A 17,507-nucleotide genomic window follows, 5' to 3' on the forward strand; every position below is an offset into this window, starting at 1 on the left:
AATGGTAGAGTACGACCGTCTGACGGACGAACAACAACGAGCCGTTGACGCACTCGATCGGAACGTCACGCTGACTGCCGGCGCCGGAACAGGGAAGACGACAACGCTCACGGCGAGATATCTCAAAATGATCGAAGCGGGTATTGCGGAAAGCGACGATCCAGCAAACGATCTGCTTCTACCAGAACAGATCCTCACGACGACGTTTACCGAGCGGGCCGCAAACGAATTGGAAAGCAGCATCCGGACAGAAATTACGGAACGTATCGCCACGCTTGATGCCGAGGAGTTTCCTGCATGGCGCCGGATTGCTGACGAGCTTGAGCATGGCTACATTCACACCCTCCACGGGTTCTGTGCACGCCTGCTGCGCGAACATGCGCTACGACTTGAGCCACTTGATCCGGGGTTCACGACGCTTGACGAAAATGAGGCGACCGCGATGGTCCACGACGTTGTAGAGACGACGCTCCGGGACCACGAGACACACACGGCGACACAAACGCTTGCCCGACGGTTTTCGCGAGCACAGCTCCATGACGTACTCACCGATCTGTTGAGCGAGCGCCCAGCAAGTCTCACGTGGGCACAGCGGTGGGCAGACGCCAGCAAAGCAGAATATCTCTCTTTCGTCGAAACCGAACTACATCCGATCGATCCAGATGAGGCGGCTGCTCGCTTAGCCGATCCGACCGTGGTCGGTCCACTCACAACACTACAGGGGCTGGTGGCGGATCCACCAGCCATCTCAACGGAGGGGAAAGCGTGGCAACGTGCGGTCAAAGTGGTGGAGTTGTTGGAAGACGGGTATGATGATGGCGTCCCCTCACGGGCCAAGCAAACGCTCATCGCACAGCTCAGCGGCGCATTGACCACGGCGGACGGCGCCAAATACGCGAGTTACACTGGCGCCGCAACGCACTGGAACGATCACCCACAGAAGACAACATTCGACACAGCCATCGAAGAGCTTGTTGCGGCGCTTGAGCCGGAAACCTACGCTGTGGAGGTAGATCTAGAGCGAGACCGCCAAAGCTACCCGTTCGTGACGGCACTCGCCGAACTCACGCAAATCGCTGGTGAGGCGTACGCTGAGCGCAAACAACAGCAGAATACCGCCGACTTCACAGATCTCGTCTCATACACCGTGGACTTTCTGGCAGCACCCAAGAACGCCCATATCCGCAAGGAGCTACAGGCCCAGTTCGAGTATGTAATGTTAGATGAGTTTCAGGATACGGACCCCAGACAGTGGGATCTGATTCGGTTACTCACGACCTCACCACAGGGTGAATTCGACGCGAACAATATTTTCGTGGTCGGAGACGTTAAACAGAGCATCTATCGATTCCGGAACGCCGACGTCACCCAGTTCAAAGAAATTACAGATATGCTTGCCGCCGCAGGTTCGGCGACCGACGCTACAGGCGGGGACACAGCGGCAGACGATCAACTCTCCACGAACTTCCGGACGCTCCCCGCAGTGCTTGAACCGATCAACGAACTGTTCGGTGCGGTGTTTGATGTCGACGGCGAACCGTACGAGGCAACGCCACAACCGCTCACTCCAGCCCGTGGGGATCCGGCAAGCCTCGGGAGTACAGAGTATCTCGCAGTCCCAACAGATTCGGAGTTGCGAGCCAATCGGTGTGGCCAGTATGACGCGTTCGCTACGGCCGGTCCTGAGCATGACGTTGAACTGGAAGCGATGGCGCTAGCAGCACGGCTCTCACAGGTGTTAGCCGAACCGTATCAGGTATATCCCGAATCAGACGAAGACCGGGCAGGTGATGAGCCGCGAGCAATCAAGCCAACAGATATCGCAGTGTTGTTGCGCAGCCGGACACACCTCAAGAGCTTCGAGCGGGCCTTCGAAGACGCTGGAGTTCCATATTCGGTAGCATCCGGCATTGGGTTCTATGAGACGACCGAAATTACCGCCCTCCTGAATCTGTTTCGCGCCCTCGCGGATCCGCAGGATGAGCGAGCGTTGTATGCCACATTACGCTCACCACTCTTTGGATTCACTGATGACACGCTGGCAGCGCTCAAAACGGACGGCGACACGCTGTGGAGGGCGTTAGCCGACGCAGACGCCACAGAACTACAGACCGCGTATGAACTTCTCACGACGTGGCGCGAGGACGCCGGCGTCTCGGAGCCGTCGCCAGCGACAGTTGACGGCTCGTGGGGCGCATACCTCACAGAGATTATTGACGCGACAGGCTACCTCGTCAGCGTGAGTGCCGGTGAGCGGGGCCAACAGGCGGTGGCGAACGTCGAGAAGTTTCGCGAACAACTGCGGGGCTTTAGCGATGAGGGCGTGCGCAGTCTCACAACGCTCGTGAACCGGATTGAGCGGCGCGTTGAGTTAGGCGGGCGTGAGAGTGAAGCCGACACCACAGATGAGGGCGTCCAAATCCTCACAATCCATGACGCGAAGGGGATGGAGTTCCCGTTCGTCGTTGTCCCCCAGATCAGTCGGCCGTTCAAAGACGACGCCGCGATCGGCGACGGCAAAGTCGAATTCGAGCGAATCGGGGATCAGTACGCCGTCGGCATGAAAGCGCCCAGTCCGGATGACCCCTTTGAGCTGGAAGATACGATGGCACGAGAGACAATCCGCGATCGGCGACGCGCCGAAGAGCGCGCGGAAGAAAAACGTGTCCTGTACGTCGCCTGTACCCGAGCCCGCGATCACCTCCTGCTCAGCGGGCTCCATGAATCAGCTGATGACACGAGTGAACCAACATTCACCGATCTTGTGGATGCTGACCCCGAAGAGGCGGCAAGCTGGCGTGACTGGGTCCAGCCAGAGTTGCTATCCGAGGAGGTTTGTGCCGCGCTCGATACCACGAGCCAGGTAGAGCAGCAGTTCGGCGCCGGTAGCTACACGGTATCGCTTCCAACCGCCCCTGCGGAGCTACACGAGTCACCCACAGTCCAGGATCCGATTGTCTCACGCTCTGAACAGCCGCCAGCGCCGCCACGAAGCTTTCAGTTGTCGGCGACAGATCTGGCGGCACTACGCGGGGATCGCGGCACACTCCAGCTTGAAACAGCGACACAAACCCTGTATGTGGCCAGTGACGAATTGGATGAGCCTACATCGGACTCACCTGAGACAGCCGACACGACCGCAGCCAGCTCCTCAGCACACTCACCGTCGGACACCACGGAGTCGGAGTCGGCGGCTGAATCCGTTAGTCCACGGGTGTTTGGAGAACTTGTTCACCGGCTGTGTGAGCTGCGTCCGCCAGATGATCGGTGGATGGGTCTCATCCAACAAACACTCGCCGAAGAGGGTGCCCAAGTGACGCTTACAGATGAACTCAAGAGACGTGTCCAGACACATGCTCGCCGTGGCATCGAGTACGTTGACACTCAGGCAGCGGCCGCCGAGGTGGAACAGCAGTACGACGAGCTGTACATCACTGCGGAGTTCGATCGTGGTGAGATATCCGGGTTCATTGACCATCTCATTGTGACGCCAGACAGTTACCACATCATCGATTACAAGACCGGTAACGTAACCCCAACAGAACTGGACACCGAAGCGGAATATTACGAGTCGCAGCTACAGGCGTACGCTGTCGCATTACATCAGCAGGATTCAGACCGGCAAGTCCGGGCTTCACTCGTGTTTACCGCATCCGATACAGCGTGGGAAACGACGTGGTCGCCCGCGGAGATTCAAACGATTTCCGATCAGATTCAGACAGCGATCTGGGACCGAGCAGCGGCTCTTGAGAAGTCTGGGATTCACGACTGACGTCGTGGGCCTCCACCGTGTGTATCTGTGAGCCGCTGAACGGAGGCCTAAGCTTACAAGGAGGTGTCATGAAAGCTTCAGTAAAGATAGCAAAACTGATTTATCAGCCGAAGGCACCTATTCAGTTGAATGTCAACAGGAGACGAGGATCGCGTATCCTCGGCTATTGAGTGGTCGATTGACGAGCCACCCTCGCCCCCTACTGCTGGTAAGACGGAGGAGATGGCTGCGTCGACACATCTCCAATCGATATTAGCTCACCAGTTTGCAGCGATTCAAAGCGAGCAGGAGCTGCTGGCAGTCGACGAAATTAAAGACAAAGTCAAGCTTCTGGATCATCAGTTAACCGCGGCTCACCAAGCGATCACGAGTATGGGGCGCGGAACACTGTTTGCCGATGAGGTCGGTCTTGGGAAGACCATTGAAGTTGGGATGGTACTCAAGGAGATGGACCTCCGTGAGACCCATAATACGTTTCTCGTTTTGACGCCGGCTCAGCTTGCTCCTCAATGGCAAGCAGAGATGACCGAGAAGTTTGATCTCGACTTTGTCTGTAACTACGACGACGAATTTGAGGGTTTTGCCGCCCACGATCGGATTATCGCGAGTGTCGACACAGCAAAAAGCGCCCGCTTCCGTGAGGCCGTCCTCAGTCGCCAGTGGGACGTACTTGTGCTCGATGAGGCCCACTATGTCCGCAACGAGGGAACCAAACGCTATGAGCTACTTGAGCAGATCGAGTATCAAGAAGGGTTTTTCGCGACAGCAACGCCCATCCAAAACGAGATTACTGATCTCTACAATATCGTCGATTTGATCCGCCCTGGATTGCTCGGCACACGGAGTGAGTTCAAATCACGATATATGGTCGATGGAGAGGGCACTCAGATCAAGAACGCTGACGAGCTACAACGCAAGCTCAACCGGGTGATGATCCGGAATCAGCGCGAGGAGACAGATATCGATTTTACAAACCGGAACGTCAGAACAAACACCTTCGATCCGGTGGCTGCCGAAGACAAATTGTATGAGGCAGTCACAGAGTACGTCCGCTCAAACTACTCGAGCCAAGACGCTAAACACCTCGTGTTACTCCTGTTACAAAAAGAGGTTGTGAGTAGCCCGAGCGCAGTACTTGGAACCATAGACAAGTGGTTACGCGGTGAGGGCGCTGCAACTCTGTCCAGAAAAGAGAAGGACCAACTTCGTGAGATCAAAACCCTCGCTGAGGCGGTCGACACGACAACCAAACAAGAGCGGCTGCGTGAAGTTATCAAGACTGTCCATGATCGGTTAGAAGAGACGCGGATAGTTGTATTCACACAATTTCGACCAACACAAGACGAGATTGCAGCCAGTGCGCGGGCACTCGATCAACCGGTCCATGTGGTGAACGGCGATCTCTCGAGTGTCCAAAAGGAGGCTGTCGTTGCCGAGTTCGAACAAGACGGTGGCGTCCTCGTCGCAACGGACGCGATCAGCGAAGGACGAAACATGCAGTTCTGCAATGTGATGGTCAACTACGATCTGCCGTGGAATCCGATGAAAGTCGAACAACGGATCGGTCGTATCGATCGTATCGGCCAGGATCGGGAAGTACACGTGTTCAATTTAGCGCTGTCTGGAACGGTCGAAGAGCACGTCCTTGAGAAGCTCTACTCGAAGATCAATCTCTTTACACAGTCTGTGGGCGGCTTACGGGAGATCCTCTCACGGATGGAAAAATCGGGAGCAGACTTCGAGAAAGAGGTCTTCGACCGGCTCCGAACCGCCGACGACCATATCGAGATGGAGAACAATTTCGATGAGATGGCTGTCGATCTTGAATCGAATCAACAAGCCGCAGAGAAGATGGGAGATTTCAATAATGAAGTCTTTAGCGGGTTCGAGCTAGGAGGCGACGCAAAGTGAGCGAAACGGAGTCAGGGGTACTGAACCAGGTAAGCATCAAACAACTCACGGAAGCCACGATTACAGCGCACGGCGGCAAAATCACTAAAGTATCACCCGATCGGTGGCAGGTGTCACTTCCAGCAGCGCTCAGCTCTGAGACGCAATCTGTATCTACCACCGACGGACAGACCCGCAATGAAGCGCTTGATTCGATTGCTGAGAGCCTTGGTTCGTCGGCGACTACCAACAGTGGTGACACCAATGAAACGGTATTAGTGTTTAAGAGCGCAGTACAAACAGAACCAGACGATATTCTCGTGCGGCCAGGAACTCCGTTTTTTAATTCCTTACTCAGTCTGGCGCGAGAAGGAGATCAGCTTGCGTACTTACAACTCTCGAGTGCCGATCTTCAGATCCATGCCCCTCCCTTGCTTGACGTGCTTGACAGTGATGGGCGGGTTACGGAATTTGACGCAACCGACGCCCACGTCGCGGTGGCATTTCATTTCTACGTCCAGCTACAGGGTATCCAATCATACAACCGGGAACGATCTGAGACAGTCACCCTTGATCTCAAGAGTGGTGAACAACTGCCAGCACTCACAGAGCGGCTAACCGATCATCTTGGATCGCTCGTCATCGATCCAACGCCCGGCGACGCCGTTGACGTAGATGCTGACACGCTCGAAAAGCTGTATGACACAGCTGTAATGTCGGTACAAGACCGGCTCGAAGCCGATCTCAATGAGGTTCAAGCCAGCGCGAGCGAGGCAGCCAGCGAACGACGCAAAGAAATTGAGGAGCTGTATCACCAGCGTCGCACTGAACTCGACGCGAAGCTCACAGCAAAACAAGAAGAGATCGATGAGTGGGAGCAGAAGATAGAGCGGGCTCGCTCGAGTGACACACGAAGCCGCTACATTACAAACCGCGACCAAGCAGCCCGTGAGCTTGATCAACTTGAATCGAAAGTTGCCAACCAGCAAGCTGAGCTCAAACAGGAGGAAGCCACCCAGATCGAGGAAGTCGTTGAACGCCACGCAGTAAGTGTCGATGTGAGTAGCGTTGCGACTACGATCATTACCTACGAGAGCGGCGATCTCACCGTCGAGATCGGGACCAGCGATCAGGTCGGGACAACCACAGTTGAATACACCCCGGCAACGAACGCCTTCGGACCATTTGCCTGTGCAGACTGTGGCACCGAATTCAGCCCAACACGGCCACCTGTGCTCTGTGACGATTCGCATGTGGTCTGTTCGGCGTGTCGCCAAGAGTGTACGGCGTGTGGCGCGCTTGTGTGCGGTACCGAGGCTGACTCATACAGTACATGCACGTACTGTGGAACAGTCGAGTGTCGTGAGTGTCAGCAGACGTGTGCCAGCTGCGATAGAGCGGTCTGTTCTGCTCATCGAGAGTCGTGCGAAGAAGATGGCGACGTGATGTGTATACTCTGTGGAGAGGCGTGTACGACTTGTGGGGAGTTCCATTGTGATCGGCATCTCGTGGCGTGTACAACCGGTGACAAGCGACACTGCCACAGCCATACCGGCCGGTGTGAGTACTGTAACGACAGCATCTGTACCGACCATCTAGACACCTGTTTAGTGTGTGATGGTGGATTCTGCATTGATGATCGAGTCCCGGCAACGACAGCAGACGGCTCGCTCTGTGTTTCACATGCCGGGTACTGTGAGCACTGTGAGGGCCACCATCGCAAGGATGCGCTGGTAACCTGTGAGATATGCGAAGAAACCGTGTGTCGAGACCATTCAAGCGTCTGTGCGATCGGCGGTCGCCGAGTCTGTGCTACGCATGCCGCTCAATGTGAAACGTGTGACGACCACATCTGTACAGATCACTCCGCACAATGTGTCTCATGTGACGGAGCTCATTGTGAGCCGCACTCAACAACCTGTGGCGTGTGCGAAGCCCATGTCGGAACAGTCCACGTTGACACGTGTACCACCTGTGGTATCGACGTCTGTCCAGCACACCAACACACGTGTGGCGACTGTGACCAATTATACTGTATCGATGATGTGGACACCTGCGTCGATTGTGGCAAATCGTTCTGTACCGCGGATGTCGAGACATGTACAACCTGCGAAGAACCCGTTTGTCTGGCTGATGCCGTCGAGTGTGCCGTTTGTGAGACGACACACTGTCAAACCCACGGGACAGCCTGTGCTGACTGTGGGATACAGCTCTGTCCAGCCCACACAACAGCCTGTACACACGGTGAGGGTGAGTACTGTATAGACCACATTCAGGCGTGTGCGATCGACGATGAACCGGTGTGTGACGACCATCTCAAGGCATGTGACACCTGCGGCGATGCTGTGTGCCCAACACACGCGACGGCCTGCGACCGCTGCGGTGAGACACACTGTCCTGACCACATAATAGCATGTGTGGAGTGTGACGGTCAGTTCTGTGAGTCTCATACAACAGACTGTCATGCGTGTGGAGACCAAGTCTGTCCAGAACACACCGAATTGTGTGATCACTGCGGTGAGGCACTCTGTCCGAGCCATATCCGGGAATGTACGTCGTGTTCGGATCAGTATTGTGAGGATCACATTGCGGTGTGTGATGTGTGTGAAGACCCGCTCTGCCCAACGCATACAGAAGCGTGCGAAGCCTGTGACACCACCATGTGTGACTCCCACAGTACAACATGTTCGATCTGTGGGAGCCCTTCCTGTGAGAACCATACGGCCCGCTGTCATGAATGCAGTGAGATGGTCTGTGAGACACATCACGTGGACTGTGCGGGCTGTCTCGGGACAGTCTGCGTAGATCACGCACAGGAGTGTGTTAGCTGTGAAGATCTGTTTGGTGAGAGCCACATCGATGGATGTAGCGTCTGTGGCACACAGCTGTGTCAGTCACACCGTGAAACGTGTACAACGTGTGGTGAGAGTCTGTGTGCCGAGCACGCCGTTGCCTGTCAACAGGGTGGGGAGCTACATTGTGCCGATCACCTGCGGCCCTGTAGTATCTGCACTGATGACGCGACCACACAGGGTGAACTCTGTGAGCACCACCGGACAGCGTGTGTCGTCGACGACGAGATTCTCTGTGCGGATCACACTAACCGCAGTCCGATTAGTGGGGAGCCGATCTGTGTCGATCACATGGTACAGTGTTCGCTCTGCGAACAATTGTATGCCCCCGATGATCTGGACGCTGGCACCTGTAGAACATGTGAACAATTAGCTGATAGTGAGAATACGCCGCCAGATGAGATCGGCGACACGTTCCGTTCCGCTCGATTAGCTGCCAACGACACCTACATCATCATATACGGCTCCCGGCTGCTCAAGCCAAACCAACTCATCGTGCTCGACAGAACCAACAGCAACACCGAGATCCATCGCCGGAATATTAGGCTAATCGAACGGGTACGACGGTGGCTCAAATGAGCGACAATGAGGGGCCAACATGGTATACCCCTGGTGATGTGCCAGGCTCCATTGAAGCTGCAACCATTGATTCGAGTGTCTATGTCGAGCATATTGTGGATGTCCTACAGGCGCACGAGCTTGATGCACCACGGAGTCGGATTCGTACGCTCGTTACCTCAACCCGTGATCGGATCTCCGAGCGTAATTCGACACCCACCGACAGTAGTGACCCACTGGAGGAGCCACGAGCGGTTCGCTCTCGGATCTTCGATGTCGAAGATGCTACGTATCTCGGGGAGCGAGATCTCGCGACAATCCTTGGTGTCGTGCTCAGTCGCTACGCTGGGAGTTTTTCGTTGGTCGACCCGCAAGCGGATAGCGTCCTTGATCTGCTGTGGAACAAACAACACACGACAGTTGGGTTCCACGTGGTCACACGCCCAGAACAGGAGCCACTCACCGCTGACCATGTGACCGCACTCCATGAAGGGAATATTGCTACCGGATCGGGACGTTCTCAAGCACAGCTGGCAGTTATCAGCCCGGCAACGGCAACAGAGAGAGCCCGCTCGGTTGCCGAAGATCACGAGATTGTGGTTGTGGATGCCGATGTCCTCCGTCGATGGTTCAACGAAGTGCGACTCACCCCAGCGCTTGTGGGGCAGATCCTTGAAGCGGAGACGGTGGCGTATAACGAGCTTGAGCACCTGATCTCAGAACTCGATCCGCTGCCAGATATTGTTGCGAGCCGCGACCCGTTGGACGTGAGCCACTCCAGTCCCCCCATCGCAACAGGCGACACATCAGCGATCACGACCAGCATCGACCAAGCACTGCCAGTCGAAGATGAAACGCCGCCGCCTGGCACTCAAGGGAAGCTGTATGCTAATCCGAGTGATGATGGTGACTTTGGCGCGTTCGATCGATTTGTGGATAACCTTGAGGAGGATACCTCATGAAATTCGAATTTACTGAAGAGCCCACAGAGGTGCCGATCGACGGGAATAAATCGGTTTCTGTGGAGCCAAAACAACCCTGGCCGTCGGCGTATCGTGGATCCCGCTACAGCATCGTCATGGACGACAACTTCGATGACCATGCGGTATTGAAATGGGAGCACCGAGATCTGTCGATCTTTGCTAAAGCACCCAACAAGCTGCGCCAAGCAATGGTACTGATCGGAAAAAGTCAGGGATTGGGCAGCTTTCGGATCACAGCTACAGGGGAAGTGCTCACTAAAGTGAAGGCCAGCACCTACGACAACGTCGATCAAGCACCCATTTCAGAGGGCTGGGTACCAGTGTATCTCGGAAAATGTCGTGGAGAGATCGATTTTGGAAGCGTAGATACCAATCCCAAACCACCAACGAACGGGGTGAAGGTGTGGACCAGCTTCCCGTTTAATCACGGCGAGCGGTGGTCTGTTAGTAGTGTAGGCGAGTTGGTGTGGAACTGGCGTGACTACCGATTTGTGTCGGCCTTTGACCATTCAGACCTGGTCGAGCGATATGCAGCGTACCGACCGAACCCAGGCCGTCTGTACATCACTGAACACGGCCACGTGTGGGTGAACGTACCACACAATGATGTGTTGCCAGACAAACAAGCTGAAATCGGCGAAGCGGTCATGGCATGGAAAACGGATGCCGAGTCCCGCGGCGACGCAACGACCCTTCGATTGGTTAATCGACGGTTAGTCGCAACCAGTCGGAGTGAGGATCCGGCTGATGGACAGTTGCCGATCCATCTTGGTCATCTGCGTGACTTTGATGATGGTGTGATTCCCAAACCGATAGTCGACGATCAATCGTATTTCCTCGCTGTGGGACAGTACGAGCAAGTGTGGGAATAAAATCAGGTCTGACAGTGTCTGTTGAAATTCTCAGCTACTGATAATTTTTGAGACCGTACTGATCGCTCAGTGTCGAAAGTCGCAACTGCCAACAGTACAGCCACGGAGAATGCACCTTCCATACCCCTAATCACCCAGTATAGTACACAAACTTATCACGATTCCCGAAGTCTTAGGTAGTATGAAATTGGCTCGAAAAGAAGGACAGACATGGCATTTTGTAGAACCAGATCACTGCGGTTGGGCTCAAACATTCGAAGAGCGTGGTACATTTGATGAAGAGATCGACGTTAGTTCTGTAGACGAAGTAAGCAGATTCTGCTCAATGTGTCGAGAGCGAAGGGGTGAATAAGCAATCTTAGCAACCAGCCGTTTCAGGCGAGCATATATCTAAAGAAGAGGATTTCAGCAGAGCCGTAGAATGGTGTTCTCGTACCGAGATACCATATTTCGCCTCGTTGACCGCATCGACAACCGCATCAACTGTCTTTCTGATGGCCCTCGGATCACCCATCACCGTGAAGAACCATACTACGGACAGTGTCAAATTCATCTGTTTGATAGACTGCGATGCCATCGCGAAGAATTTCTTGAAGCTCCTCAGCGTACGTTGGGATCCCTTGGAGAGCCTCAACATCAATATCGAACGCATATCGATCCCCGCCAAACGTGTCTTCCTCAAGTGACTGCCTGATGTGGTTCGCCTGTCGTTGGTTGCTCGCCCGGTCTTCACGAACCAACACCCAGAGATCAATATCGCTGCGACGGTCAGCCTCACCGCGAGCAACGCTTCCATACAGAACAACAGCGAGGACGTCATCAAGTTTAGTATGGAGTTGGTCGGTCGCATCCTGTACCGGCGTGTGAAACTCCGACTGGGGAATTCCGAGGAATGGATCGTCTGGGATAGTGAGCCGGTCGCGGTTGATCTGGACAAGTCGGCGGGGTCCGTCGTGTTCTTCGATAACGAGATCGTTCTTAGAGAGTGTATCAACCGTCTTGGTTATTGTCGGTCGCGTGTAGCCAATTGCGTCAGCAAGGTCTGTCATCGAAAACGACTCATCGTGATTTCTACTTAAAAAGAGAAGAATATCGGCTGTCGCATCTCCACTGAGTAAACGGTCGTCTTGGAGTGGTAGATCGATGGATATCTGGATACCATCAGCGGAAGTACTGTTCGTATCTGTTTTCATTGTAAAGTATCCCTTAGAGTTACTACTTTAACCTAATTGCTAAATGAGTGCTCAGTAATTCTGAGTGATGTGGCGTTCGAGATGAGAAATTTTTCTGAGTTCATTTGAAATCAAAATTTCTCACTGGTCAATTTCGTAGTCAGCTACCAGCTTCTGGAACTCGTCCCACTCGGGGAGACGATCGTCCTGGATCTCGCCGTGGGTCTCGAGGTAGCGGAGCAAGGCGTTGATTTCGTCTTCGAGGTCGTACTTCGCAGATCGCGTTCGGAGGTTGTCCTCGTCAACGTCGACGTGGCTGAGCAAGAGGAGACAGTACGAACGGTAGCGGCTACCGTTGTCGATCAAGAGAGTGTGACAACACAGTTCCGCCGGCGAGATTGCGTCGAGTTCCTCGGAGTAGACGTAGTAGCGGTGGCCGGTGAGCAGGAACTGGAGATCAAACGCCGCGAACCGAGGGAGGCCGGTTTCGTAGAATCTTTCCGCATCAATTTCCGTCTCGGTCTGCGCGAGGAATTCGTTGTAGTCCTCCCAGAGAATCGTGCCCTTCGGGGCAACGGATTCGAGGCGTTGGCGATGAAAATGGTGTGTAAGTTCACGGGCGAACTCATGGAGGCGGTCGAAGTCGGCGTTAAACTCGTAGCGGCCGTCGGCCGTCCCGACGAGACCACGGTCGCGAAACCGTTTGAGGACGCGGTTGACCGTGTTGCGGTAGTTGTCGCTCCGGTCGGCAATCTCGGAGACGGTTCGCGGGTGGTCGAGGTAGTACAGCACCTCGAGTGTCTTCCCGGTCAGCAGCTCGGGGAAGTCGATGTGGGAGTGCTGGCGGACGAGGTCCTGGTAGAGCTCGACGGCACGAGCGTCTGACGGGACGACTCGTTTTTGTCGCCCGTCGCGTTCCGTGTAGACGAGCCCCTTCTCGACGAGGTCGGCGACGGCACGAGAGAGATAGCTCTCGCTGTGGTCGAGCTTCGTCGCGAGTTCGGAGATCGTATCGCCGCGGTCGACCGTGGCGAGGACCGCGAGTTCGATGCGCCGGAGCACGGTGTAACATAGTACGAAACATAGATATGAAAAGGTTTCAGATAGTGTTACAGCCAGCAATCGCGAGAACCGTCCCCCATCGTCTTAACCAACAAAACTATGGATTCGTGGGACGTGTTGGTTAACACAAGAGTAGCCGATGTCCTACGAACCCCCGACCCCACCGGCGAACCTCCCGACGGAGATCGTCAACACGCTCAACGAGTCGTCTCCCGAGCAGCTCCGAGACGTTGCAACGTACGCTGAAGCGCTCGCCGAGCACAAGGAACGAGAGGCCCGTCTCGAGGAGTCGGCAGATCAAGAAGAGGTTGGAGAGCGACCAGACGAGCTTCCGGGTGACGTCCCGGCCAAAGCGACGATCACGATAAAGGAGATCAACGATAATCGCTACTACTACTGGCAGTGGCGAGAAGGAGACCAGATCAAATCCAAATATAAGTCTCCAGTCAATCCTGGCGAGTAGAACGGGTTTCTGGCCTGATGTTGAGGTCTACACACCCCGTGTGCGAAATGAAATTCCCAGAGGTATCTGGTTAGCACCCCCCGTGTGCGAAATGATTTTATTCTCGATCGAGGCAGACCCCGTGTGAGAGATGAATCAGTTGACGAGTCAAGTGGGGACACCCCGTGTGCGAAATGAAATTGTGAGTACGGTTGTCAGACAAATTTAGTATAAATGATATTTATTCCGGCGGAACCACACCCCGTGTGCGAAATGAATCAAATAGCAGCGATAGCGGCTCGCGTGCTACTTTCCTCCGAAGAAATCATCTATCTGTGCGTTGACAACAGACTTGATTAATTCACCTTCATCATCTGCCTCTTCGATCCGAATATCAGCTCGAAGGGTTTCAGCAACCACGCCAGGATCGTCAACGAACGTGTACTCTTTGTGAACACCACTCCCATAGCCGCGTCCCCGCTTTTCAGATGTGACAAAGTTGTATGTCTCCGCTTCACTCATATAGCGGAGATAGGAGTCACGCGATTTTGTATCGGCGTCAAGTAAGTCAGTAAGATACTGATACACACGGTACGCGACTGTGCTGGGAACGGCGTTTAGGTTGCGTTGTGAGTAGACGGGGACGATCGCAGTAGCGTAAAGCGAGAGCTTCTTTTGGGTCGACAGGCCCTGCATCTGAGTCAACGTCCGATCCCGTTCCGCTTCTTTCTGGGCATCGCGAACGTGTCCTTCGTGGACTGTATCTCCACCCTCTCGGTCCGCAATCTCACCTGCTTTCCGAAATAGATCGATCGCTTTCCGAGCGTCGCCGTGATCCTGTGCCGCAAACGCTGAGCTAAGTGGAATGATACCGTCTTCAAGAACATCGTCCCGATACGCATCACGACGTCGTCGTAGAATAGATTGTAGTTGGTCCGCATCATAATCCGAGAAGACGACGTCTTGCGGATTGAACGAGCTCTCAGCCCGGCCGTCAAGGTTCTCCATGAATCGGGGATCGTTCGTGAGCGCAGCAACGGACACGTGTCCCTCGATTTGACCGAGTTGTGATGCCCGAGAAAGCTGATAAAGCAGCTTTGAGTAAGCTGGTTCCTCATTCGGGTCCCGCTGCCGTCCCACCAGGAGGTCAATCTCATCCAAGATGATAATGACCGAGTCGAAATTGTTACTCAGGATCTCATAGAACCGGTTGAGTTTCTGGTCTGTCGAGACGCCACTTTGCGGAACACCGACTTCAACGTCGGCTTCATTAGCGGCGTTTTCTACAAGACGATAGACAGCCCTATCGTGCGATTTGATTGTCTGACAGTTGATCTTAATAACGCCAAAACGGTCGTCTTGGGCGTTCGCGAGTTCAAGAACCTGCTGACAGACCGCATTGATGATGAGTGACTTCCCCGTCCCCGATGGGCCATAGAGAAGCATATTGGGGGGACGGTTCCCTTGTAATGCCGGTCGGAGATAGGTGATAATGTCGTCCAGTTGATCATCACGACCGACGATTCGATCCTCGTCGATGACGGCATCCGGGTCAAGAAGACCCTTATCTCGAAAAACCGAGTTCTGAACGCCCTCCTGGAGGCGACCTTTGATAGATTGTGAGAGGGACTGTTGATCGTCGCCGTCAGCCATATTTGGGCAGTTAGGTCGAAACTATAAATAAATATGGGTACCGTGTGCGAGATTAACTTTGCTGAATTCTACCGATACAGGCGTTTTCGCGAAGGGTAGGTGAAGTAATACCGTAACCACGGGCGAAATCAATTAATCGTAGTGACCCCCCGTGTGCGATATGAAATGTCGATCAGACCATGGAACAACTGTCGATGTCGAGGCGAGACAGAAGAGCTCGGCGGAAGTACTCCCCGACACTGGACGTATTCTCAACTAGATGTGCCGAGAATATCTCTTGAGTATCTCGAGTGGAGTCTGATCTTGTCGGTAAGTCACCCCCACACCCCGTGTGCGATATGATTTTGACGAGAAAGTAGGCACGGACGAACCATCCGAAGATATCGATATTTGGAGAGAGAGCCCACGAGAAGACGTTGAACCGACGAAGACACCCAGTTCACGAAGAGGTAAAGCTGCGGACGAATTCAGTTCTATCACGAAACATACTGTTTCGTTTCAACCGACTATGGCTCCATTACGGTTATGGTTGACAGAGTGGCTACATAAAGGTTTCCCTGAAACATAGCCTATCTTGATTTCGCTGTCTTTGAGACCTCTTCTCCGTGAAATTGCCGATATCCGATGGTTCGTGGTTTCTCTTCAGAGTTCCCCCTCCCGCCATCCTCTGGATTTCATATCGCACACGGGGTGTGGGGGTTCGGCCTCGGAGGAGCCGTAGTTAACCAACAAATCGGTCCGCTGTGTTGGTTAACCGTTCTCTGTATTCGCGTACGCTGTCAACTTCGGGGCCTGCGTCTTCGTGAGTTCTCGACGGATCTCCGCCCGATCCCAGCCAAGCGGTGACAGCACACTCTCGACAGCTCTGTTGAGTTGTGTCTCGTAGTACGATGGATCGTACGATTCGATCTCCTCGTGAGCCAACGTGACCCGTTCCCTCGATGTTTTCTCGTCGTCGACGACTACGTACTCGATGTCTTGGTCTGGATGAACAGCGAGATCATGATCGCGAACCCGTCTTAGTGCCGCCACGTTCTGAGTGTTCTGTGTATATCCTTCGAGTGGCTTAGGGACACGATTCCGTTCGACGAGCTGCTCGCCCGGCACCGTTCCAGTGTGGAGACGCTTGATGGCGTCTTGGTGACAGCTGAGTACGGCGTCCGGAGATCGAGTCGCGTCGAACCGTTCGAGACAGTCCCGCTGGACGTCCTCGATGAACGATGGGGTCGACCGCTGGCGAGCTTCGATCCCTCTGATGTTGAAGTCGTCGTTGCCAGCCACCTTGCCGAAATACTTCGTGAGTGCGCCGGCGTTGCTCTCGCGCTGGGGAACGAACGCTACCCAGTCGTAGTGAGCCTCGTGTTCGAGGCGGATCTCGACGCGCTCGGTAATCTCCATCGCGAGCGCCTCGAGGTCCTCGCGCTCCTCGTCGTCGACGTCGGGATCCGGGGTCGCCCAGATAGAGTCGACGATGCCGTGGACGACGCACCAGCCGCCGTTCTCCAGCTGCTGTTTCGCCGTCAGCAGAATCTCGCGAGCGAACGCGTTGATCGCCTCGTGGCACTCAATACGACGGAACTTCGCGTTGTTGAATCCCTGATATCCGAAGCAAGCCACTAGGATCCACTTCAGCGCGCCCGACCGCCCCTCGAGTTCCGCCAGCCGGTCCTCGTCGGAGTCGTCTCGTTTCTTCTCGCGACGGATGGCCGCCTTGATCTCGTCACGAGCGTCGATGATTGGCTGGAGCACGTCGACGAGGTAGCCTCGATCATCGTAGATTGAGTATCCGAGGCCGGGGACGTCCTTGTGGTCGCCGTGGCAGTCACATCGGATGACGTCCGGCGAGACGTTCCGCGTACAGATGATGTTTGGACACAACGAGGAGAAATCGAGTTCGTGGACGTTCTCGTGGAGGTTGACCTCGGGCGCGAAGATGAAGCCGCCGCGGTCGGCGTCGTGGAGCGTCCCCATCGGCTTGTAGAACTCGTGGCGCCAGGAGTTCCATGGGACGAGGGCGCCGCGTTCGTGGGCCTCGCAAATCTGGATCGCGGTGAGTACGTTCCTGATCGACGCCCACGCGAGCTTCTGGACAGGCTTTTTCGAGCGCGACACAAGGTCGAGGACGCCGTCAAGGTTTGTCTCCCCCGTAGAAGAACGTGTCTATACACCGAAATTTCGGCTCTGTTGAAATCCTCAGAGAGTTACATGTTCGCCGTGTAATTCGACGAGATGAAGGCCCTCCCGAAGTCGC

The 17,507-nt window shown here is 54.8% G+C and carries 9 protein-coding genes and 1 pseudogene; 5 read left to right on the forward strand and 5 right to left on the reverse strand.

The genetic code is table 11. The annotated features are described in order from the left end of the window. The first annotated feature begins 1 nt into the window (after position 1). Together FGL94_RS17270 and FGL94_RS17275 are read left to right on the forward strand one after the other, a co-directional pair. Positions 2–3,772, forward strand: coding sequence for a UvrD-helicase domain-containing protein (locus tag FGL94_RS17270; protein ID WP_144927906.1), 3,771 nt, complete (start codon positions 2–4; stop codon positions 3,770–3,772). A 129-nt stretch (positions 3,773–3,901) separates the two neighbouring features. Beyond that, on the forward strand, positions 3,902–5,683 hold the full coding sequence (locus FGL94_RS17275) for a DEAD/DEAH box helicase (protein WP_144927909.1): 1,782 nt from the start codon (positions 3,902–3,904) through the stop codon (positions 5,681–5,683). A 593-nt stretch (positions 5,684–6,276) separates the two neighbouring features. Here FGL94_RS17275 and FGL94_RS17280 read toward each other — a convergent pair. Further along, entirely contained in the window at positions 6,277–6,915 is a 639-nt protein-coding gene (locus FGL94_RS17280; RefSeq protein WP_186313444.1) for a hypothetical protein, read from the reverse strand. 2,174 nt (positions 6,916–9,089) lie between these two features. Between FGL94_RS17280 and FGL94_RS17285 the strand changes: the two genes are divergently transcribed. Together FGL94_RS17285 and FGL94_RS17290 are read left to right on the forward strand one after the other, a co-directional pair. Further along, positions 9,090–10,034, forward strand: a complete 945-nt coding sequence (locus tag FGL94_RS17285) for a hypothetical protein (protein ID WP_144927915.1) — start codon at positions 9,090–9,092, stop codon at positions 10,032–10,034. Then, positions 10,031–10,927 (forward strand): hypothetical protein, encoded by an 897-nt coding sequence (locus FGL94_RS17290; RefSeq protein WP_144927918.1) that lies wholly within the window; start codon positions 10,031–10,033, stop codon positions 10,925–10,927. The genes FGL94_RS17285 and FGL94_RS17290 overlap by 4 nt, the downstream gene beginning before the upstream one ends. 506 nt (positions 10,928–11,433) lie before the next feature. On the opposite strand, the gene FGL94_RS17295 is transcribed toward FGL94_RS17290, so the two are convergent. Together FGL94_RS17295 and FGL94_RS17300 are read right to left on the reverse strand one after the other, a co-directional pair. After that, a complete protein-coding gene (locus tag FGL94_RS17295; RefSeq protein WP_186313445.1) occupies positions 11,434–12,120 on the reverse strand; it encodes a nucleotidyltransferase domain-containing protein in 687 nt (228 codons plus the stop codon). 120 nt (positions 12,121–12,240) lie between these two features. Beyond that, a complete protein-coding gene (locus tag FGL94_RS17300) occupies positions 12,241–13,161 on the reverse strand; it encodes a MarR family transcriptional regulator (protein ID WP_144927921.1) in 921 nt (306 codons plus the stop codon). A gap of 139 nt (positions 13,162–13,300) precedes the next feature. Between FGL94_RS17300 and FGL94_RS17305 the strand changes: the two genes are divergently transcribed. Beyond that, positions 13,301–13,624 (forward strand): hypothetical protein, encoded by a 324-nt coding sequence (locus FGL94_RS17305; RefSeq protein WP_144927924.1) that lies wholly within the window; start codon positions 13,301–13,303, stop codon positions 13,622–13,624. Positions 13,625–13,909: 285 nt separating this feature from the next. On the opposite strand, the gene FGL94_RS17310 is transcribed toward FGL94_RS17305, so the two are convergent. Further along, entirely contained in the window at positions 13,910–15,256 is a 1,347-nt protein-coding gene (locus tag FGL94_RS17310; RefSeq protein WP_144927927.1) for an orc1/cdc6 family replication initiation protein, read from the reverse strand. A gap of 750 nt (positions 15,257–16,006) precedes the next feature. Further along, positions 16,007–17,417: pseudogene (locus FGL94_RS17315) on the reverse strand (type B DNA-directed DNA polymerase); the annotation flags it as partial. Positions 17,418–17,507 lie beyond the last annotated feature (90 nt).

Origin of the sequence: Halorubrum salsamenti, from assembly GCF_007671685.1 — an archaeon.
GTDB lineage: Archaea > Halobacteriota > Halobacteria > Halobacteriales > Haloferacaceae > Halorubrum > Halorubrum salsamenti.